This window comes from Ilumatobacter nonamiensis YM16-303 (assembly GCF_000350145.1).
Classification (GTDB): Bacteria; Actinomycetota; Acidimicrobiia; order Acidimicrobiales; family Ilumatobacteraceae; genus Ilumatobacter_A; species Ilumatobacter_A nonamiensis.
This window is the reverse complement of record NZ_BAOL01000020.1, coordinates 42,879-63,644: the sequence shown is the minus strand read 5'-3', so window position 1 is coordinate 63,644 and position 20,766 is coordinate 42,879. Positions and strand designations below refer to the sequence as shown.

Genomic DNA, 20,766 nt, shown 5'->3' with positions numbered 1-20,766 from the left:
ACGGTCTGCGCGCAGTCGACCAGCGTCTACATTGCCGTCTCGTGGGCGAAGTTGAACCGGGGCTCTACGAGTCGCTCGTCACGGCTGACCTCGCCGGGCGACTCGCGTCTCTCGAACCGCTCACGATCGACAGACGCGATCTCCACACCGCCGAGGCCCCCGACCGAATCGCTCAACACCTGTCCAGACAGATCGAACGCGCCCTACGTGACGTTCGGGACGATCAGCGGCTCGAAGTCGGCATCGCGGTCGCGCGTGACCTTCTCACTCGCCTGAGCGAGCTCACCCAAACAGAACCGCAGGACCTGCCCATCAGTCCGGCAACCATCCTTCACGCGATCCTCGGTACCCGGCCAGATGGCACGCCTGCACCCATGGGGTCACCCCTCATCCCGTTGCTCGACACCACTCTGCTCACCAACGCAACGGGCGAGCCGAGCTTGTGGAACCAGCTGATCTCCGAGATCGAGTCGTCGGAACGAATCGACGTCGTCATGGCATTCATCCGACTCAGCGGCATCCGCCCGCTTGTCGATGCACTGACACAGCACTGCGCAGCCGGAAAGTCGCTGCGCATTCTCACCACCATCTACACAGGGTCGACCGAGCGGGCGGCCCTCGACAAGCTCGCCGGGCTGGGTGCGGATATCCGCATCTCGTACGACGTCACGACCACCCGACTCCACGCCAAGGCGTGGGTCTTTCACCGAGGGACCGGATTCTCGACGGCATACATCGGCTCGTCGAACCTCACGATGTCGGCTCAGGTCACGGGGATCGAGTGGAATGTGCGGGCATCGGGGGCACGGAACCCGGACGTGGTTTCGAAATTCGATGCTGTGTTCGACAGCTACTGGTCCAACGGCGACTTCGTCGACTATGACTCGACTCAGTTTGACGACCACGCTGAGCAACAGGGTCGAGTGGAGAACGGGCCCCACGTCATCCTCAGTCCAATCGAACTGCGTCCTCATCCGTTTCAGGAGCGGCTGCTCGAGCTCCTCGCCGTCTCCCGTGAGAAGGGCCGCCGCCGCAATCTGCTTGTCTCGGCAACTGGCACCGGCAAGACCGTCATGGCAGCAGTGGACTACGGGCGCCTTCGGCAAACGATGTCCCGGTCGCGCCTGCTGTTCATCGCCCACAGGGAGGAGATCCTCGACCAAAGCATTGCCACCTTCCGCCACGCGCTGCGTGACGCGACCTTCGGTGAAAAGTGGGTCGGCGGAGCGCGACCATCGCGCTACGACCACGTGTTCGCATCGATCCAGAGCCTCAACGCTGCAGACTTCGATCTGCTTGAACCCAGCCACTTCGACGTCGTCATCGTTGACGAGTTCCACCACGCCGCAGCCACCTCGTACGCGAAGGTTCTCGACCATCTGCAACCGATGCAGTTGCTCGGCCTCACCGCCACACCGGAACGCAGCGACGGGCTCCCGATCCTGCACTGGTTCGACGACCGTATCGCCGCCGAGTTGCGGCTCTGGGATGCCATCGACCAGCAGCATCTGGCACCGTTCGTCTACTTCGGCGTCCACGATGACACCGATCTGAACGACGTCCCGTGGCGGCGCGGCCATGGATACGACGTCACCTCCCTGAGCAACCTGTACACGAGCAACGACGCGTGGGCGCGCCTCGTCGTGAAACAGGTCGATGACCACGTCGAGGTAGCGACGATGCGCGGTCTTGGATTTTGCGTCAGCGTCGCACATGCGGAGTTCATGGCGGACCACTTTGAGCGCAGCGGCATCCCTGCGGTCGCGGTGTCGGGCGAAACACCGCACGACGAACGCCACCAGGCCCTGGCGCGTCTTCGCAACGGCGACGTGAGCATCGTGTTCTCGGTCGACCTGTTCAACGAAGGCGTCGACGTACCCGATGTGGACACCATCCTCATGCTCCGTCCGACCGAAAGTCCGACGCTGTTCCTCCAACAACTCGGGCGTGGACTACGAAAAGCCAATGACAAGGCTTTCTGCACTGTCATCGATTTCGTCGGGACACATCGCCGCGAGTTCCGCTTCGACCGGCGATACCGGGCACTGCTCGGAGGAACACGGCGGGAACTCGAACAGTCGATCGAGCGGCGCTTTCCCTTCCTCCCAACCGGATGCCACATGAACCTCGATCGAGTCGCCGAAGGCATCGTCCTTCGAAGTGTCCGCGAAGCGATCCCCACCCGATGGCCGGGAAAGGTCGACGAACTTCGTTCGTTGCGTCGCGAGCGTCCCGACATCGACCTCGCTGAATTCCTCCACGAATCTGGCCTCGAGCTCGATGATGTGTACGACCGCAATCGGGGATGGTCGGATCTGAACGAGGACGCAGGCGCTCCAGTGGCCCCGGCGGGGCCGCACGAAGCGAAGTTGCGTCGAGTCGTCGGACGGCTCCTCCACGTCGACGATCAACAACGACTGACGACGCTCACCGAGCTTCTCAATCGTTCTGTTGCCCCGCGCGCGAACCGTCTCGACATCCGAACCCGCCGGACGCTCCACATGCTCATCGCTCCACTCGTTGACCAAATTGTCGGAAAGAACAAGATGATGGCGAAGGACACCGACCTTCAGGCTGCGACCGATGCCGTCTGGTCCCACCCGCAGGTCCGGAGCGAACTGCTCGAGGTGTTTGGCCTTCTCGCCGAGCGGGTCGATCATGTCCATCGCCCGCTCGAAACACACCCGGACTGCCCACTGCAGGTCCACGCTCGCTACACCCGCCTCGAGATCTTGGCGTCGCTCGGGCTCGGGGCCCGCCGTGCTGATCCGGACAGCACTCGAGCGAAGATCCCCGCATGGCAGAGCGGCGTCTACGACGCGTCGGTGGCCGGAACCGACCTTCTCGCATTCACACTCGACAAGAGCGGCGGCGGCTTCTCGCCGACCACTCGGTATCGCGACTACGCAATCAGTCGCGAGCTCATCCACTGGGAGAGCCAGTCGACGACGAGGGCCGACAGTCAGACCGGTCTCCGCTATCAGCATCATCAATCCATGGGTCGCTCGATTCTGTTGTTCGCTCGGATGAGGGCCGACGATCGTTCCTTCTGGTTCCTCGGACCCGCCACGTATGTCCGCCACGAAGGTGAACGACCGATGGCCATCACCTGGAAACTGACCCATCAGCTCCCCGGCGACCTATATCAGGAGTTCGCCGCTGCCGTGGCCTAGACAAGCGCCATCGGCGGCTGCGTCGCCAGCGCTTCACGTCCTCGCCAGTTCGTGTATCTCCCCGGTCGAACCAAGTTCCCGCTGAAGAGCTCGCTTGCGCGGCGCAGCTCCGAGGCCGCACTGCGTTCACCAGCGCGTCGATTCCGCCGGACCGTTCCGACGCGTGAACCGCGACACACAGCACCACTTTTTCGTGGCGTTGCCCTCGCGCTCAGGCGTAGTGTCGACCACTCAAAGTGAACAGGGGGCATCATGCAGGTGAACACGTGGGAAACACCGAATCCGGGGCCGTGGCAGCAGGACTCGGCGCACTCGCCGTGCGTGACCACGGCGGCGCTCAACGAGTTGTACCCGGACGGTTTCAACCGAGGGTTTAGCGAAACCTTCGCCCGGTACGGGGTGTTGTTGGATCGACTGGCGATGGCATCGATCAACGGATTCACCTACCACCAGCCGCAACCCTTCGACATGCCGGGGCCGGACGGCCCGCTCACACCCGAGCAGATCGGCGCCGAGATCGAACGGCGCGCATCGATCGCCGGGCAGGCGTTCGAGACCAAACTGTGGCGCCACGACCTCGAGCTCTGGGACAGCATCTGCAAGCCCCAGGCGATCGCGAAACATCGCGAATTCGCTGACGTCGAGTTGGAGTCACTCACCGACGACGAACTCGCCGACCACCTCCGACGCGTCACCGCCCATCTGAGCGAGATGGTGTACCAGCACCATCGCTTCAACGTCGCCGCGATGATGCCCGTCGGAGACTTCGCCCTCCACGTGGCGGGCTGGACCGGGCGGCCCCCGACCGAGGCGTTCGGCGTGCTCGACGGCTACTCACCGGTGTCAGGGTCGCTTCCGCAGGAGATGGTCGACGCGGTCGAGGCGATCCGTTCGAACGACGAGATGCGAACACTGCTCGATGGCGACGGCGCTCTCGACGCAGACGACGCGAGCGCTCGGCTCGACCAGCTCCGAGCAGCGCTGCCCGAGGTCGACGAATACGTGCGCTCGGTCGACTACCGCGTGATCGAGGGTTTCGACATCACCGGACCGACGCTTCGGGAACAGCCCGACGTGATCCTCGGAAAGCTGGCGACCGGCCTGCACGCGGATGCCGAGGAAGCCCGCCGACGGTCGGACGCGGTCGCCGCCAGGCTGCGCGCCGATGTGCCCTCCGAGCATCAGGACGAGTTCGACGAACTGCTGGGCGAGGCCCGCGCCGTCTACCGGCTGCGGGACGAGCGCGGTCTGTACAGCGACGTCGCGGCGATCGGACTTCTCCGGCTGACGATGCTCGAGGTCGGGCGCCGCGCCGCCGAGCGCGGATCGCTCGACGACCGCGAACAGGTCTTGGACGCCACGGTCGACGAGACGATCGCGCTGCTCGACGGCGCGGGTCCTGCCGCCGATGACCTGGCCGCACGTGCCGAGTTCCGTCGCGCGCTGAACGCCGACGGAGCACCGCGGCACCTCGGGCCACCACCCCCTCCGCCACCTCCGCTCGACGCCCTGCCGCCGGCCCTCGGTCGGGTGATGGCTGCGGTCGGCCTGCTGATCGAAGGTGTGCTCGGCGAACTCGACGCCGCCGCGGGTGACGATTCGACGGTGATCGGGATTCCCGGGAACGTCGGCGTTCACGAGGGGGTGGCGCGGCGCATCGACGAGATGGAGGATCTGCTCCTCCTCGAGGACGGCGAGATCCTGGTGGCGAGGTCGACCGGGGAGGCGTTCAACGCGATGTTGCACCGCGTCGGCGGCATCGTGACCGACCACGGGAGCTTCGCCTGCCACGCCGCGATCATGGCGCGCGAGATCGGATTCCCGGCCGTCGTCGGCACCGTGAACGCAACCGACCGCATCGCGACCGGCGACCGGATCCGCATCGACGGCTCGAAGGGCGAAGTCACGATCCTCTGATGGCCCGGCCACCGGGGGCTGCGCCCGCGCCGTCCGTCGCAACCGTCCTCGGCATCGCCGCGGCCGCGGGACTGGTCCCGCTCAACTCGACGATGATCGCGGTCGCCCTGCCGACGATCGCCGAACAGTTCGACATCTCGACCGGCACGGCGAGCATCCTGATCACCGTCTACCTGTTCGCGATGCTCATCGGGCAACCGATCGCCGGACGGATTTCGGATTCCCTGGGCAACCGCCGCACGGTCGCGTTCGCGCTCGTCGGCCTGATCGCCACGTCGCTCGCCGGCGCGCTCGTCCCGACGTTCGCGCTGCTCGTCGTGGCACGAACCCTGCAGGCGTGCTGCGCTGCCGCTCTGGGACCGAGCGTCCAGGCACTGCTTCGCGCGATCACGCCACCGGACGAACAGGGGCGCACCTTCGGTCTGATGGGCTCGGTCCTGGGGACCGGAGCCGCGTTGGGGCCGGTGATCGGCGGGGTCCTGACACAGGCGATCGGTTGGGAGGCGATCTTCTACGTCAACATCCCGATCGCCGCCGGTGCGCTCGCCATCGCCGTGCGCATCCGAGTCCCCGACGCGCGCGACGATGGCGCCGACGGACGGGTGCGATCGACGGACACGCGGGTGGTGGACGGTCGGATCCTCAATCGGGTGTTCGTCGCGTGCTTCTCGGTCCAGGCGCTCTCGACGGTCGCACAGTACGCACTGCTGTTGCTGACCCCGATCATTCTCGATGCTCGCGGGTGGCCGTCGGGATCGATCGGCCTGTGTCTGTCCGCACTCACGATCGGCATGATCGTGATGGGCCCGCCTGGTGGTCGGGCCGGCGACACTCATGGTCGACGACTTCCGACGCTGATCGGGCTGACGGTGGGATCCCTCGCGGTCGGTGCACTCTTCGTCGGCGGGCCGTCGGTGGCCGCGGCACTGCTCGTGGTCGCGCTGGCCGTGTTCGGTCTCGGCTTGGGAGCAGCGACGCCCAACCTGATGTCGTCGGCACTCGAATCGGTCCCCATGTCACGCACCGGCGGCGCGGCAGGCGTGTTGTCGATGAGCCGGTACGTCGGCAGCATCACGACGAGCCTGACGATTTCCGCCGTCGTCACCGCCGACGCCGGCGGAACCCGCATCGTGCTGGCGATGTCGTGCCTCGCCATGGTCGCCGCGGTCCTCGTGACGAGCCAATTGCCCTCGGTGATCGCACGCCCGCGACGTGTCGTCGAGGTCGCCGCGGATTGACCGCCTGATTGCGCGACAGGCCGGGCTCGGGCCCGGGGTCCATCCGATTTCGGCGCTTGGAGCTCCCATCTTCAGCAACCTTGTGACACCCCTGTCGTACACTTGTTCGTATGAAGTCGTCCCCGATCCCGACACCGGCCGAGGTGGACGAGCTGTCGGGCGCCGAACTCGATCAGGCGCTGGTCGAACTCGAGGCTGCCCGTCGCACGCTCGAAGCCACCTACGTCGCCGTGTTGGATCGGGCCGACGCCACCGAGCGGTACCGCCACGACGGGCACGTGTCGGTGCGTGGCTGGTCGACGGCGCTCACCAACGCCTCGCCGGTCGAGACCCGGCGTCGGCTGCAGACGATGCGTGCGTTGCGCGATCTTCCCGAAGCTCGCGATGCGTTGGCCGACGCATCGATCGGGGTCGACCAGGTGCGGGCCATCGCTCAGCTCCACGCGAGTCCGCGGCTGCGCGATCTCGTCGTCGATGGCGACGCACAGTTGGTCGAGCACGCCGGGAAGGACTTCGTCACGTTCAGCGAGGTGCTCCATCGCTGGAATCAGTTCGGCGACCCCCAGGGTGATGAGAATCGTCACGCGCAGGCGCACGACCGTCGGGAGGCGATGGTGTTCGAACGCGACGGTGTCGTCCACGTCCACGCCAAGTGCGGTGCCGCTCAGGGTGCCGCGTTGATGGAGATGTTCCAGAAGCAGTGCGACGCCGAGTTCCTCTCCGACTGGGAAGCTGCGAACGCCGAGGGAGTCGACTGCCGCGACGACACGCAGGGCGACCCGATGTCCCGTCTCGCCCGCACCGACGCCCAGCGACGGATGGACGCACTGCACCGCCTCATCGTGCGGGGCGCAGCTGCCGCACCCGGCGCCGCGACGCCCGATCCGTTGGTGAACATCGTGATCACCAAGGCCGAGTACGAATCCGAACTCGCCGCGATGATGGGCGGCCGGCCGGTCCGACCGGCGACGATCGAGAACATCGACACCGAGCGGTGCGACACGTCGAACGGCGTCACGCTCAGTCCACGGGACGCCGTGATCGCCTCGATGATCGGCGAGGTCCGACGGGTGGTGATCGACTCCGCTGGCCGGGTCACCGACCTCGGACGCCGACGACGCTTCACCGGCGCCGCCCGCGACGCGGTACTCCTCGACGGGCGGCGATGTCTGTGGCCCGGATGCGGGCGTGACTCCCAACGGAACCAGATCGACCACACCCACGAGTACTCGAGGGGCGGAACGACAACGCCTCACAACGGCGGCCCGATGTGCGGACGCCACAACCGCTTCAAGTCACAGGGCTACACCGCCCACCGCGACGCCGACGGCACCTGGCACGTCCACCGCCCCGACGGCACCGAACTCACCCAACCCGCCTTCGCCGCCTGAGCCGATGAGCGACGTGTCCCCCATCAAGCATTGCGAGCCCGGAACGCATCGGCGTCGGCCCGGTATCCGGCTTCGTCAGATCCCGAACGAGGCGGAGTTCGCGGCGGCGACCGACTCATCGTCGCCGAACAGTTCGACCGCGGCGCGCTCCTGGCGTCCGTGGACGAACATCACCAGCTCGCCGACGGGGCCGCGCACGGTGACCGACGGCTCGGCCTGTTTGACGGTGATCGGCGAATGGTCGTCGTCGGGTTCGAGCACGATGCCGACCGGCGACTTCGAGACGAACCGCTTGCCCGTCTTCTTCAGCACGTCGTACAGCGCGTCGACCAGGTCGTCGTCGAGGGAGCGCGGCTCCCACGTCGGCTGTGCCCGACGCACGTCCTCGTGGTGGACGAAGAACTCCGCAGTGTTCGCCAAGGCGTCGACCGCGGCGATCCGGGTCGGTGACCAGAACGGCGGGCCGGAACGCACGGTGTCGACGAGGTCGGACCACTCGGCGTCGGCGACTCCTGCCTGCACCTTCTCGGTGTAGCCGGCTGCCTTCGACACCAGGATCCCGACCGCAGCGTCCGGCCGACGCTCGCGGATCACGAGGTGCGCCGCGAGATCGCGGGTCGTCCATTCACCGCACAGCGTGGGCTGGTCCGGGCCGAGCTCGAGGAACAGGTCACAGAGCGCCGCACGTTCACGACGGGCAGGGTTCGTGTCGTTCGCCATCGGGTCACCGTACCCGGGCGGCCGAACTCGTCGCCGACGAGGTCGCCACCCGCGCCCTCGGGCCGTACGCTGGCGCCGCAGTTCAAGGCCTCTCTAGCTCAATGGTAGAGCAGTGGACTTTTAATCCATTGGTTCTGGGTTCGAGCCCCAGGGGAGGCACCGAAGCCTCACGCCGAGCCGGTGACGTCGTAGAACGTCTCGATGGTGAGCTCGGAGGTGGTGACGTCGAGCGCGCTGCCGAACGTCGAGATCACCGACAGGTAGGTGGCAACCCGACCGTCACGGCGGATCGTCACCGGCAACGCCGGCACGGAGGCGGACGGTTCGGCCAGTTCGACGGCCCCGGGCACGTACGACTCGCACTCGTCGAGCAGATCACTCAACTCCACGTCGCCCGCCACGGCAGCCTGGCGTCGCAGATGATGCAGCAGATGTGCCGCGACCTGGTCGAGGTCGTCGAGATACGGGGCCAGCCCGTCGGGGTGCAGCGTGAGGCGCAACACGTTGATCGTCGGCGACAGCAGGTGCTCGGCCACGCCCTCGGTCAGGGCGAACGCCGACTCGTTGGCCATCAGCAGGTTCCAGTGACGGTCCATCACCAACGTCGGGTTCGGTTCGCTCCCGTCGAGGATCGACCGGAGCGCGGCGACGACCGGCGCCATCTCCGGGTCGGTCAGATCGAACTGGCGATACGCCGGCGCATGGCCCGCGGCCAGCAGGAGGTCGTTCTGTTCGCGGGGCGGGACGTCGAGATGGCGTGCCAGGTGCAGGACGAGCTCGCGGCTCGGTCGGGACCGGCCGGTCTCGACGTACGACAGGTGCCGCGTCGACACCTGCGCCGCCGACGCCAGATCGAGCTGGCTCATCCGTCGTCGCGCACGCCACGTCCGCAGCAACGGACCGACGCCACGCTCGACCTGCCCGCGGCGGTCCGCAGATCGGGTCGTGTCGAGGGGGACCACCGTGTCGCCGGCCATGCGATCACCGTACCGACGGAGCGGAGCCGGTTCGATGACCTCGGAGGTCATCGACTCCGCACACCGACAGGTCACACGATGACGCCATGACCGACATCATCAGCACACCCACCACCACATCCACCACGTCCGACTCCACCACTCCCGCTCGACGGGACCACGAACGTCAGCTCCGGATCGTCCTGCGGGTCAACGCGGTCAGTTCGTTCGTGGCCGGCATCGTTCTCGCCGTCGTCCCCGACCGGGTGGACCAGGTCCTCGACACCGGCCACCCAGGCTGGGTGCGCGTCGTCGGGCTGGCACTGCTGCCGCTCGCCGCGTTCTACGCCTGGGTCTCGAGTGCGTCGCTCACGGCGCTGCGCCGGTTCACGCCGGAGATCGCGATCGCCGACGTCGCCTGGGTCGTCGCGAGCATCGTCACGGTGCTGCTCGGCTGGTACTCCACCGGTGGCGCCGTCGCCGTCCTCGCGGTGGCCGCACTCATCGACACCTTCGCTCTCCTACAGTGGCGGGGATGGCGACGGATCCGCTCGACCCGCTGACCGAGATCCGACGGATCTGCCTCGGGTTCCCGGAGACGAACGAGCGCATCAGCCATGGTGCACCGTGCTTCTTCATCCGCGACAAGAAGTCGTTCATGTACTTCCGCGAGGAGCACCACGACAACGACCGGGCACACCTCGTGTGTCCTGCACCGCCCGGCGTGCAGGAGCAGATGGTCGAGGCCGAACCCGAACGGTTCTTCCGTCCGCCCTACGTCGGCGGACGCGGCTGGCTCGGCGTGTACGTCGACGTCGATCCGGACTGGGACGAGATCGCCGGCATCGCGGAAGAGGCGTTCCGCCACGTCGCGCCGAAGACGGTCGTCAAGCAGCTCGACGTCTGATCGGCTCGATCAGGAGACGGCCACGGACAGGTTGTCCTCGATCCAGGGACCGACGCCGCTCATCCGATCGACGGTGACCCGCACGACCACGGCGGTCGGCGAGTCACGCAGCGCCAACGGGTGCCGTTTCAGGCTCGTGTACTTCTGCGCCAGCCGGTCCATCAGTTGCGGATCCGGGCCAGGCTCGACCTGTGCCCGACCGCGGATCACGAGGTGACGCTGATACCCACGTTCGTTCCGCTCGACATCCTCGATCGACAGGATGACGCGGTTGTCACGGGCGAGGTTCCGGGCCTTCATGCTGCTGGCGTCGGTGCCGAACAGGATCTCGTCGCCCTGCGCGATCACCCACACCACCGAGACCTGCGGACTGCCGTCGGCGTTGGTGGTCCACACGTGGGCCACCGCGTCGGATCCGAGCATCGCCTGAGCTTGGGCGTGGATGGCGGACATCGGGCACCTCCTGGTCGTGCCGACGACACTAGTGCACTTGTGATCGGGTGGCCAGCGACCCGGACGTGGTAGCGACAGCACCCGGATTCCCCATCGCTCCGCCGCCGCATCCGGACCTACGATTCCGCGATGCTGACCGCGTACCGCGATGCCTTCACCGGCCAGGGTGAACTCACCGAGCGGCAGGGCGGTCTGCTCGTCGTCGGTGCCGGCGTGCTGTTCAGCGTCACCGCGATCGCCTACGCCGCCGTCGAGGACGCGACCGACTTCCAGTTCCTCGCGTACCGCGGCGCGTCGACCGCGCTCGCGATGGTGATCCTCATCGTGCTCCGACGCGGCGGTCGGCCGGTCGACTTCTCGACGGTCACCCGCACGACGTGGCTCGCCGGCGCAGTGCTGGCGTGTACGTCGATGCTCTACATCCTCGCCCTGTCCGGCACATCGGCGGCGACGACGCTGTTCCTCCTCGCGGCGGCACCGATCTTCGCGGCGCTGATCGGTTGGATCTGGCTGCGCGAGCCGGTGGCGCGAACGACCGCCATCGCGATCGGCATCACGCTGGTCGGCGTGACGATCACGGTGGGCGCCGGCCTCGAGGTCGGATCCGCATCCGGGCTGCTGTTCGCCGGGCTGATCCCCGTCAGTGTCGGCACCTACAGCGTGCTGATGCGCTCGGCTCCGAGCGTGGATCCGGTCGTGCCGACGTTGATCGCCGGTTCGATCCTCGGCCTCGGCGCCGGCATCGTCGCAGTGGCACAAGGTGAGGGGCTGGGCGTGAGCCTGCGGGACGGAACGATGGCATGCGTGTCGGGCGGCGTCGCGCTCGGGTTCGGGCTGCCGTGTTTCAACCTCGGCCATCGGTCGGTGCCCGCGGCGAAGGTGCCGCTGCTCCTGATGACCGAGGTCGTCCTCGCTCCACTCTGGGTGTGGATCTGGCCCGGGGAGGTGCCGAGCGTCGCGACGCTCGTCGGCGGTGCGATCATCCTCGGTGCGGTGATCTGGCTGGTGCTGGTGTCGCGCGATGCACCCGCGCCGCGATCTCGGCGCGGATCTCAGCCGGCGAAGTTCGCGGCGATGCGCTGTTCGAGATAGTCGGCGGCGGTGATCGGGGCGTGCGTACCGCTGGGACTCTCGATGATCGCGTCCCGATCCGCCTGCGCGAAGTAGGCCATCGAGTAGCGCGGGCCGAGGCGGTCACCGACGATCTCGTCGGGTCGCGGCATCCGCACGCGGTGCAGGGTGGACGGGAGTTGGTCGTCACTCCAGCGCATCAGCATGTCGCCGATGTTGCACGTGACGGTCCCGGGCACGGGCTCGACGTCGGTCCATCCGAGCGGATCGTTCGACTCGCGGCTCGCCGCCTCGGCGCCCGGACACAGCTGGAGGCCGCGCTGGCCGACCCGCTGGTGGAGCAGCGTGAGGCAGTCGAAGTCGGTGTGGGCGCCGGCGCGCCACTCCCCCGGGCGCAGGTCGCTCGCGTCCATCGGGAGGTAGTGCAGGATGCGCAGCGTCGACTGGTACTCCGGCGAGGAGGGGTCGTGACGTTCGGTGAAGAACGCTTCCGGGAATCCGAGCTTGCGGGCGAACGACGACAGCAGCCGCATGGCGAGCGCGTGGTTCGCCGCCTCGAACTCGGAGAGGATCCGCCGGAAGTCCGCGATCTCGTCCTCGGTCGGCCAGAGGTCGTACTTCTCCATCCGCGAGATCGTGACCTGGAACGTCTCCTTGTGGTCGTACGTCCCGGTCGAGGGCCGCTTCTGTGACTTGAACTCCCAGCCGCTGTTGGTGCGCGGCGGCATCGACCGTCGCTCCTTCACCTCGGTCGGCAGGTCGAAGAACCGTTCGGTGATCGCGAACGCGGCATCGACGTCGGCCTGCGCGATGCCGTGCCCCGTCACCTGGAAGAAGCCGGTCTCGGCCGCAGCGGACCACAGCGCGTCGTCGATGTCGTCCTGCGACGAGCTCGGATCGGACAGGTCGATGATGCGGATCTCGCGGTCGACGTCGACGCCGTCGCCGCCGAAGGTGCGCTCTTTCGCGAGTTCGGTCTCGACCGATCCGGTTGCGGCGCGGGTCGCGTCGGTGGGTGCAGGCATGGTGATCTCCTCGTGGTTGCGAGGGGCAATGACCTGCGCGCCGTCGGCGTGCTGACTGCTTCTACCCGGTGTGCGTTCCACGATATCGAACCCGGCGAGTGTTCCAGCGATGCGGGTTTCCCCGCGCAGGCCGTCGAAGTGATAGCACGTCGTCGGTGACCGCACCGCGCCTTGTCCTCGGACCACTCCTCCGCCACGTCGGCGAGCGCGACGCGACGGTGTGGGTCGAGGTCGATCGAGCGTGCGTCGTCGAGGTCCTCGACTGCCGTGCAAAGACCTTCGAGGTGGCCGGACACCACTACGCGCTGGTCATCGTGCGCGGACTCGAGCCCGGTACCGCGACGCCGTACGAGGTCCGCCTCGACGACGCGGTCGTGTGGCCGGACCCGGACGCCGACCTCCCCCCGTCGCGCATCCGCACGTTCGATCCGGCGAATCCGATCCAGTTGCTGTTCGGGTCGTGCCGATACGCGCGACCCGATGCGGTCGAAGACGACAAGCGCTACGCACCCGACGCGCTCGACACGTACGCGCAGCGCCTGCTGCAGATGCCGGAGGACGAGTGGCCCGATGCCGTGCTGCTCCTCGGCGATCAGGTCTACGCCGACGAGACGACCGACGAGACCCAGGACCGCATCCGCGAACGCCGGAGCATCGCCGAACCACCGTTCGAACAGATCAAGGACTTCGAGGAGTACACGTGGCTGTACGAGGAGAGCTGGACCGATCCGGACATCCGTTGGCTGCTCTCGACGTTGCCGACCGCGATGATCTTCGACGACCACGACATCCACGACGACTGGAACACGTCCGGGTCGTGGCGCCGGGACATGCAGGAGACGTCATGGTGGAACGAACGCATCATCGGCGGCCTGTCGTCGTACTGGGTGTACCAGCATGTCGGGAACCTGTCGCCCGACGACCTGGAACACGACCTGACGTACCAGCAGGTGACCGCTCACGACGGTGACTGCGAGCCGCTCCTGCGCGAGTTCGCCGCCGCTGCCGACGCCGAGGCCGACGGAGCGAAGGGCGCGCGGTGGTCCTACCGACGGATCTTCGCCAACACCGTGTTGCTGATGATCGACTCGCGGTGCGGTCGGATTCTCGAGGGCGATCGCCGATCGATGGTGTCCGACGACGAGTTCGAGTGGATCGAGGAGCAGGCGAACGGCACCTACGACCACCTGTTGATCGGGACGTCCCTGCCGTGGCTGCTCCCCCGATCGTTCCACGACATCGAGTCGTGGAACGAGGTCTTGACGAAGGGCGAACGCGGCGAGCGGATGGCGCGCTGGTCCGAGAAGTTCCGGCGGGTGGCCGACCTCGAGCACTGGGCATCGTTCCGGGAGGGATTCGACCGGCTGACCGCGCTGTTCGAACGGGTCGGAAACGGTGAACACGAGGGTTCCGACGGTCGGTCCCCGGCGACGATCTGCGTTCTGTCGGGAGACGTGCACCACGCGTACGCGGCGCGTGCGAACTTCGATCGGGACGTCGATGCGGCCGTCTACCAACTCACGTGCTCACCGGTCCACAACTACGTGCCGGCCTTCATGAAGATCGGCTTCCGGGTGGCGTGGAGTCGTGCGGCCGCGGCCGCGACGCGGGTGCTGCTCCGTCGGGTGGCGCGCGTGCCCGACCAGCCGCTGACCTGGACGCGCGAGGCCGGACCGTTCTACGGCAACGAGATCGCCACGCTCTCGATCGACGGGCGCCACGCGCGGATGAAGCTCGAGCGCTCGGGCCGCAACGCGGACGGAGAGCCCGAACTCACCGAGGTCGTCGACCTCGAACTCGCCTGAACGACGAGCTCGGCAGGCCGCCCGGGCAGAGGTGCTACGTTCCACGCCCAGGGGGAACGAGCATGGATGCCGAACAACTGCGGTCGATACCACTCTTCGACGGGCTCGATGAGGGCAACCTCGCGAGTTGTGCCGAGCCGTTCACCGAGATCGAGATGGTCGCGGGGAGCAGCCTCGCGAAGCAGGACGATTTCGCCTACAAGTTCTTCGTGGTGCTCGACGGCGAGGTCGATGTCCACCGCAACTTCGAGTTCGTCACCAGTCTCGGGCGCGGCGAGTTCTTCGGGGAGACCGCGCTCGTCAAACACGAGAAGCGCAACGCCCGCGTCACGGCGAAGACCCGTTGTCGCCTGGCGTGCATGATGAGCTGGGAGTTCACGGCGATGACCGAGCGGTTTCCCATCGTCGCCGAGCGCATCGAGGCCGTCGTCCGCGAACGCGAGGCGTAGGGCAGACGACCGGCTGGGCTCGGCTCAGCCGCGACCGACGAAACCGGCACCGACGACGATCGTCTGCGCGTCACGCACGTAGCGCGGCCCGAGATGGGCGCGGATGATCTGCAGCGCGTCGTCGGCCGACGCGACGCCCGCACGTTGGAGTTCGTCGAGGTCGGGGAACGTCGCCTCGATCGCGCGCCCGAGCGCCGTGTGCGCCTCGATCACGACGTCGCGATCCAGCGGCGCGGGGAGCTTGTCGAGTTGCCCGAACGTCGCGCCCCGATCGCGGACACGATCGGCCGCGTCACCGGACGCGTCACCGAGCGCCGCGGCAGCATCGGCGAGCGTGCGGATCATGTCGTTGTGTTCCTCGACGAGTTGCTCGTCGAGCACCGGCAGCGTCTGACGCAGGCTCTGGATCAACGACTGCATCATCTGCGCGGTCGCGTAGGCCTTGGGGTTCGTCAATGCAGGGAGGATCTCGTCGTCGAGAGCCATGATCAGCCCTTCGAGGATCTGATCGACGGACGGCGTCGTGTTCATGCGGGGACCCCTGGGTACTGGAGCAGCTGGGCCATCCCGGGGAGGGCAGGCGTGCTCGACTGGACGAGGTAGAGGTGGAGCAGTTCGTGGTTGTCACCGTCGGTGCGGCGTTTGATGGCGGTGTTGATCGGCACCGCGATGTTGGCGGTGCCGAAGAGGATGAAGTAGCCGATCTCCTGCTCGGTGATCTCGAACCCGGTCAGCTTGTTGTAGTAGGCGAGGAAGCCGCCTTCGTCGGCGGGGTGGTGCATCACCTTCGTGTTGGACAGGTCGTCCATCATCAGCATCCAGCCGATGTCCTCGCGCGGGTCGCCGACGCGGGAGTTCTCCCAGTCGATGAGCGCCGTCACCTTCCCGTTCTCGTAGAGGAAGTTGGCCGGGTTGAAGTCGCCGTGGATCAGAGACAACGGGAGTGGCCGGGGCTTGTTCCGGCGCAGGGTGAGGTAGGCGTCGAGGAGGATGCAGAGCATCGGGTCGCGGTTCGTCGACGGGTAGCTGTCGAGGTAGTACTCGAACGTCGACTCCATGTAGCTGTCCCAGCTGCTCGCGTCGATGCCGACGCCGCGCGGGTCATCGAGGTCGCCGTGCGGATTGAGCGTGGCGATGTCGGTCTGGTGCAACTCGACGAGCGACTCGCACAGGTGACGGGCAACGTCGTCGGCCTGGTCGGTGTCGGGACCATCGTTGAAGAGGTCGGTCGTGAGCGAGTTGCCCGGCGCACGGCGGAGGATCATCGCCGCCTCGCCGAGGATCGACCGGTCCATCTCGAAACCGAGGCTCTGCGTGACCGGGACGCCGGTCTGGAGCCGGACCGCTTCGATCAGATCGTGCTCGACGGCGCGGCTCGTCTGCAGGATCGCCACCGACTCGGGCGGGTCCTTGCGCAGGATCAGCTCGTGACGTTGCTGGCCGCCGGCGGCGTGCACGATGGCGTCGAAGCGGAACGTCTCACGCGAGAAGCCGCCCGGAATCGGTCCGAAGTCGACGATCTCGACGTTCGACGATCCGGGGAACAGCCCCGCGACGACCTTCTTCACCGCTTGCTCGATGCCCCCATCCATGTGACGAACGTAACACCTGGCCGACAGGGTTCGACACCTGGCTATTCGGGTTCGGCTGCTCCACCGTCGTCGTCTCCGTCGTCGTCGTCGCCGTCGCGGGCGACCACGTAGCCGGCCGCGGCCACACCGATCGCGGCGGACACGGCACCGAGACCGATGAGGCCACCGAGTGCACTTCCCGCCGTGATGGCGCCGACTGCCCCACCGATCGCCGCAACGCTGGCCACGCGCCCGTGCTGCAGCTCGATGTGATCGCACACGACGACGAGATCGGTCGAGATCTGCTGGGACAGCAGGTGCGCGAGCCGACCATCCGGAAGCTCGAGCGTCGAGTCGGGAAGTTCGTCCGGGTGCGTCGCCTTGCGCCCGCGGATCGTGACCCCGCCGAAGCCCACCACGACCGCGCGGGCCCCGTGGGAGCTCTCGATCGCGTCGTCGAAGGAGTCCCGCTCGCCGTCCTGTTCGTAGACGGCGATCTCGTCGTGGGCGATCGCCACGCGCGCCGCGTGGAGGGCGTCGGCCGAGCGGGTGTCGGCGTTCGACCGGTCGCCTGCCAGGCGCAACACGTGGAGTGGACTCCGAGTCGTGCCGGCGAGTCCCGCGGCGAACAGGGCCGCGAACCCGGCGTCGGCGTGGGCCGGATCCAACTCGACGACCGGGCCGGTCGTCGGAGCATCGGGATGAACGATGGTGACCGCCAGCACGGGCAGACCCTCGACCTCGGACTGCGCGGCAGCTTGGATGATCTTGCGGAGGAACTCGCCCGGATGCCGCTCGACCCGGGGAACGTACGCCGCGTAGATGTCACGCTCGCCGCACAGCGCGAGCGCATGACGGATGCCGGTGTGCGGTGCGAGCTCGACGATGTCGATCGGGACACCGGCGTCGGCCGCGTCGGCCCGGTTGGCGGCGGTGTTCGGGGAGTCGGACGCAGTCGCCAGCACGATCTCGGCGGCGTGGTCGAGCGCCCGCGTCATCGCGGCGCGGGCGTTCGGCGTGCCGTCATCGAAGACGAGCACGGGGATGCGGTCGGAATCAGACATCGGAGGACCAGTCTCGCGTGTGTCGACTCACCGCTTGCGTTTCGCCCGGGCGGCCTTGTCGAACGACGACAGTCCGGCCGACGGTCTGCCCGACTCGGTCGCCGGCAACAGGCCGGCCTTGCGGGCCGCTCCGACACGTTTCGGACCCGATGCGGGCGACAGCCCGCGCGCGATCGCGACGTTGGCCGACGGTTTGGGTGAGCCGAGCGCCACCGACAGCAGGTAGACCAGCGCGTCCACACGCTCCTGCTCCTCGTCCGGATGGTCCTCGACCACGCCCGGCCATCCACGCTCGCCGAGCACCTCGGCTTCCATCGCCTGGTCGACGAGGTCGCCGATCGCGACGCGAATGATGCCCGCCATGCGAACGGGTTCGTCTCCGGCGGTCAGGAAGGTCGCCTCGCGGATGGTGAGTCGACGTTCACGCTCGTCCCACTTCGTCTCGAATCGCAGGTCGTACGGCTCGAGATCGGTGACCTTGATCGTGAACGACGACGGGACGGTGACGGTCGGACCGCCCGGTGGACCGACGGATTCCCGGGATCGGCTCGCCTTCGTCTCGAATTGCATGTGTCAATCCTAGTCCGTGGTGGCCTAGGTGTGAAGCTTTCCTGGGTTGACAATCAGTATGTGACGCCTGACCCTCTGTCAACCACGTTGGGTGTTGGTTGACTACTTGCCATGGCTTGCAGTGAGAATCGACAGGGGGAAGCGGCGTGCGACAGATGAACGACTCCCGATTCTCCACCTGGACCGGCCCCGCGCCCGTGCGTCCTGACGCGTCGATGACCACCCGCCGCCTGATCGACCTCGTCAACCTCGTGCCACCGGCACGCTGGGTGAGCGACGAGGACCTCGCACTGGCCTACTCGGCCCGGTACGGGAAGCCGATGACCGTCCACAAGCTCGCCGGCGCGCTGCTGCCGGATCAGCAGGCGAGCGTCGCCGACTGGGCGCTGCCGTGTCACCGTCTCCGCCTGGCAGACGGGCGACCGATCTCCCGCAAGTACGGCATCCTCGGGTCCGACGACGACTTCAACCGGATGTTCGAGGCCGAGAACGGCGAGGTTCGCGATGGCGCCGCCACCCGCGACTGCCACTTCGACCTGCTGACCGCCGTGCGGACGTCCGGTTCACGCCGCCAGGAACGCTGACGCCGCAAGTCGGCCCCGGCGCGTCCGGTGTCGACTCGGACGTCAGTCGCCGTTGATCGGAGCGATCACCTGCTCGACGAAGCGGAGCGCCGGCTCGACGTCGAGTGGATGACCGAAGTCCATGACGAAGTGTTCGACGCCGAGATCATGCAGATGGGTCAGTCGCTCGACCCACTGCTCCGATGCTGCATCGGAGTCGGGGAGCTCGCCGGCGACGGTGACGCTGCACTCGATGTCGGCGGGGTCACGTCCCGCATCACTCGCTGCCGAGTGGACGATGTCGCGCATCCGCAACCACGACTCGTCGCCGCCGCGGAGTGACCCGTTCCAGATGTCCGCCTGACGGCCGACGATCGGCAGACCGATCTGCTCACCGGAACTCCCGATGCAGATCGGTGGAACGACGTCGGGTCGCGGCGTGGCGGCGGCGTCGTCGATCTGGAAGTAGGTGCCGTCGAAGGTGGGGTGCGCCTCGGTCCACATCAGTCGACAGATCTGCACGACCTCCTCGAGTTGGCGGAGGCGGGTCGCGGTCGACGGGAAGTCGTAGCCGTACGACTCGTACTCGTCCTCGCGCCATCCGCCGCCGATGCCGAGGACGAACCGGTTGCCCGACAACACTTGGAGCGTGGAGGCCATCTTCGCGGTGAGTGCCGGATTGCGGTAGCCGTGGCCGAGAACGTGATGACACAGCATGACGTCGGGAAACCGCGCCGCGAGCCAGGTGAGGGTGACCCACGCTTCGAGGAAGCCCTCCGTCTTCTCGGAGTCGAATCCGTAGAAGTGGTCGGCGATCCACAGCGAGTCGAAGTGCGGCAACGCCTTCGGCAGGATGTGCTCCTCCTGATACATCACGATCGGCTGGAAATCGCTCCCCGCATGTCCGGCAACCGGCGACAACCATCCGAATTTCGTCATGCCGACAGGTTCGCACGTCGGATCCCGGTCAGCACTCTCACTCGAACGGCCCGAAGTGCCATGATCTCCCGATGCCGACCACCACCGCGAACGACATCGACCTCTGCTACGAGAGCTTCGGGCCCGACGACGCTCCCCCGCTGCTGCTCGTGATGGGACTCGGGGCGCAGATGACGCTGTGGAGCCCGGGGTTCATCTCCGAGCTCCTCGAGCGCGGGTTCCGGGTGATCCGATTCGACAACCGTGATGCGGGCCTGTCCACGAAGTCCGACGCGCCACCTCCGGACGTGATGGCGGTGTACGCCCAGGCGTTGGCAGGTCAGCCCGTGGAATCGCCGTACACCTTGTCGACGATGGCGGCCGATGCGGTGGGTCTGCTCGACGCGCTGGACATCCCCGCCGCGCATCTGGTCGGTGCGTCGATGGGCGGGATGATCGTGCAGATGATGGCGATCGAACACCCCGACCGGGTGCTGTCGATGACGAGCATCATGTCGACGACCGGCGCGGGTGACGTGGGCCAGCCTGATGCGGCCGCGATGACCGCCCTGCTCACGCCTCCGCCGACGGACCGCGCCGGTGCGATCGACGCGACGGTTGCGACGTCGCGCGTGATCGGCGGTTCGCTGTTCGACGAGGCCGAGGCACGGGCGCGAGCCGCCGAGGCGTACGACCGCTGCTTCCATCCCGCGGGAACGGCCTTCCAGATCGCCGCCGTCGCGGCGACCGGGGATCGCACCGAGCGCCTGCGGAGCGTGGAGGTTCCGACGCTGGTGGTGCACGGCCGCGAGGACCCGCTGGTCACGCTCTCGGGTGGCGAGGCCACGGCCGCTTCGGTTCCCGGCGCCGACCTCTTGGTGTTCGGACTCATGGGCCACGACCTGCCACCGCTCTACTGGTCGCAGATGGCCGACGCCATCTTCGGTGTGGCCGTGCGCGCCGAGTCGTACTGAC

Annotated in this window: 20 protein-coding genes and 1 tRNA gene; 12 read left to right on the top strand and 9 right to left on the bottom strand. The window is 67.3% G+C overall.

The features are described 5' to 3' along the window. Window positions 1–41 precede the first annotated feature (41 nt). The 4 genes from ON45_RS03235 (at window position 42) to ON45_RS03220 (ending at window position 7,719) form a co-directional block, all read left to right on the top strand. A complete protein-coding gene (locus ON45_RS03235) occupies window positions 42–3,173 on the top strand; it encodes a DUF3427 domain-containing protein (RefSeq protein WP_040491871.1) in 3,132 nt (1,043 codons plus the stop codon). Window positions 3,174–3,425: 252 nt separating this feature from the next. After that, window positions 3,426–5,090: a PEP-utilizing enzyme gene (locus ON45_RS03230; RefSeq protein WP_040491870.1), complete on the top strand. Its 1,665-nt coding sequence runs from the start codon at window positions 3,426–3,428 to the stop codon at window positions 5,088–5,090. Beyond that, window positions 5,090–6,328: an MFS transporter gene (locus ON45_RS03225; protein WP_040491868.1), complete on the top strand. Its 1,239-nt coding sequence runs from the start codon at window positions 5,090–5,092 to the stop codon at window positions 6,326–6,328. Before ON45_RS03230 ends, ON45_RS03225 begins: the two co-directional genes overlap by 1 nt. Window positions 6,329–6,438: 110 nt before the next feature. Further along, on the top strand, window positions 6,439–7,719 hold the full coding sequence (locus ON45_RS03220) for an HNH endonuclease (RefSeq protein WP_040491866.1): 1,281 nt from the start codon (window positions 6,439–6,441) through the stop codon (window positions 7,717–7,719). A gap of 75 nt (window positions 7,720–7,794) precedes the next feature. Here ON45_RS03220 and ON45_RS03215 read toward each other — a convergent pair whose 3' ends face one another. After that, window positions 7,795–8,439 carry a TIGR03085 family metal-binding protein gene (locus ON45_RS03215; RefSeq protein WP_040491864.1) on the bottom strand — a complete coding sequence of 215 codons (645 nt, stop codon included), beginning with the start codon at window positions 8,437–8,439 and terminating at the stop codon, window positions 7,795–7,797. Between the two features lie 87 nt (window positions 8,440–8,526). Between ON45_RS03215 and ON45_RS03210 the strand changes: the two genes are divergently transcribed. After that, window positions 8,527–8,598: transfer RNA gene (locus tag ON45_RS03210), tRNA-Lys, on the top strand. A gap of 8 nt (window positions 8,599–8,606) precedes the next feature. Here the strand turns inward: ON45_RS03210 and ON45_RS03205 are convergent. Next, window positions 8,607–9,416 carry a helix-turn-helix domain-containing protein gene (locus ON45_RS03205; RefSeq protein WP_040491921.1) on the bottom strand — a complete coding sequence of 270 codons (810 nt, stop codon included), beginning with the start codon at window positions 9,414–9,416 and terminating at the stop codon, window positions 8,607–8,609. An 86-nt stretch (window positions 9,417–9,502) separates the two neighbouring features. Between ON45_RS03205 and ON45_RS03200 the strand changes: the two genes are divergently transcribed. Further along, window positions 9,503–9,958, top strand: coding sequence for a hypothetical protein (locus ON45_RS03200; protein ID WP_040491862.1), 456 nt, complete (start codon window positions 9,503–9,505; stop codon window positions 9,956–9,958). Beyond that, window positions 9,931–10,302 (top strand): MmcQ/YjbR family DNA-binding protein, encoded by a 372-nt coding sequence (locus tag ON45_RS03195; RefSeq protein WP_040491861.1) that lies wholly within the window; start codon window positions 9,931–9,933, stop codon window positions 10,300–10,302. The genes ON45_RS03200 and ON45_RS03195 overlap by 28 nt, the downstream gene beginning before the upstream one ends. Window positions 10,303–10,311: 9 nt before the next feature. On the opposite strand, the gene ON45_RS03190 is transcribed toward ON45_RS03195, so the two are convergent. Continuing rightward, window positions 10,312–10,755 (bottom strand): PPOX class F420-dependent oxidoreductase, encoded by a 444-nt coding sequence (locus ON45_RS03190; RefSeq protein ID WP_051062366.1) that lies wholly within the window; start codon window positions 10,753–10,755, stop codon window positions 10,312–10,314. Between the two features lie 129 nt (window positions 10,756–10,884). On the opposite strand from ON45_RS03190, the gene ON45_RS03185 reads away from it, so the two are divergent. Continuing rightward, the gene (locus ON45_RS03185; protein ID WP_040491860.1) at window positions 10,885–11,847 is read left to right on the top strand and encodes a DMT family transporter; all 963 of its coding nucleotides are present in this window, start codon (window positions 10,885–10,887) and stop codon (window positions 11,845–11,847) included. On the opposite strand, the gene ON45_RS03180 is transcribed toward ON45_RS03185, so the two are convergent. After that, window positions 11,808–12,851, bottom strand: a complete 1,044-nt coding sequence (locus ON45_RS03180; protein WP_040491918.1) for an isopenicillin N synthase family dioxygenase — start codon at window positions 12,849–12,851, stop codon at window positions 11,808–11,810. The genes ON45_RS03185 and ON45_RS03180 overlap by 40 nt on opposite strands. A 155-nt stretch (window positions 12,852–13,006) precedes the next feature. On the opposite strand from ON45_RS03180, the gene ON45_RS03175 reads away from it, so the two are divergent. Both ON45_RS03175 and ON45_RS03170 read left to right on the top strand, forming a co-directional pair. Then, window positions 13,007–14,656, top strand: a complete 1,650-nt coding sequence (locus tag ON45_RS03175; protein ID WP_040491859.1) for a DUF7800 domain-containing protein — start codon at window positions 13,007–13,009, stop codon at window positions 14,654–14,656. A 62-nt stretch (window positions 14,657–14,718) separates the two neighbouring features. After that, on the top strand, window positions 14,719–15,105 hold the full coding sequence (locus ON45_RS03170) for a cyclic nucleotide-binding domain-containing protein (protein ID WP_040491858.1): 387 nt from the start codon (window positions 14,719–14,721) through the stop codon (window positions 15,103–15,105). Window positions 15,106–15,129: 24 nt separating this feature from the next. Here the strand turns inward: ON45_RS03170 and ON45_RS03165 are convergent, their stop codons facing one another. From ON45_RS03165 to ON45_RS22405, 4 genes are read right to left on the bottom strand one after another with little or no spacing between them, the layout of a single operon-like run. Then, window positions 15,130–15,636, bottom strand: coding sequence for a hypothetical protein (locus ON45_RS03165; protein ID WP_040491854.1), 507 nt, complete (start codon window positions 15,634–15,636; stop codon window positions 15,130–15,132). Next, complete coding sequence (locus ON45_RS03160; RefSeq protein ID WP_040491852.1) at window positions 15,633–16,697, bottom strand: phosphotransferase family protein; 1,065 nt, start codon at window positions 16,695–16,697, stop codon at window positions 15,633–15,635. Before ON45_RS03160 ends, ON45_RS03165 begins: the two co-directional genes overlap by 4 nt. A gap of 41 nt (window positions 16,698–16,738) precedes the next feature. Continuing rightward, window positions 16,739–17,740: a hypothetical protein gene (locus tag ON45_RS03155; protein WP_040491850.1), complete on the bottom strand. Its 1,002-nt coding sequence runs from the start codon at window positions 17,738–17,740 to the stop codon at window positions 16,739–16,741. A 27-nt stretch (window positions 17,741–17,767) separates the two neighbouring features. Next, on the bottom strand, window positions 17,768–18,310 hold the full coding sequence (locus tag ON45_RS22405) for a hypothetical protein (RefSeq protein ID WP_040491848.1): 543 nt from the start codon (window positions 18,308–18,310) through the stop codon (window positions 17,768–17,770). Window positions 18,311–18,465: 155 nt separating this feature from the next. Between ON45_RS22405 and ON45_RS03145 the strand changes: the two genes are divergently transcribed. After that, window positions 18,466–18,894 carry a hypothetical protein gene (locus ON45_RS03145; protein WP_040491846.1) on the top strand — a complete coding sequence of 143 codons (429 nt, stop codon included), beginning with the start codon at window positions 18,466–18,468 and terminating at the stop codon, window positions 18,892–18,894. 42 nt (window positions 18,895–18,936) lie between these two features. Here ON45_RS03145 and ON45_RS03140 read toward each other — a convergent pair whose 3' ends face one another. Continuing rightward, window positions 18,937–19,812, bottom strand: coding sequence for an LLM class flavin-dependent oxidoreductase (locus ON45_RS03140; protein WP_040491844.1), 876 nt, complete (start codon window positions 19,810–19,812; stop codon window positions 18,937–18,939). Window positions 19,813–19,883: 71 nt separating this feature from the next. On the opposite strand from ON45_RS03140, the gene ON45_RS03135 reads away from it, so the two are divergent. Beyond that, window positions 19,884–20,765 (top strand): alpha/beta fold hydrolase, encoded by an 882-nt coding sequence (locus ON45_RS03135; protein WP_040491842.1) that lies wholly within the window; start codon window positions 19,884–19,886, stop codon window positions 20,763–20,765. The last annotated feature ends 1 nt before the right edge of the window (window position 20,766 follow it).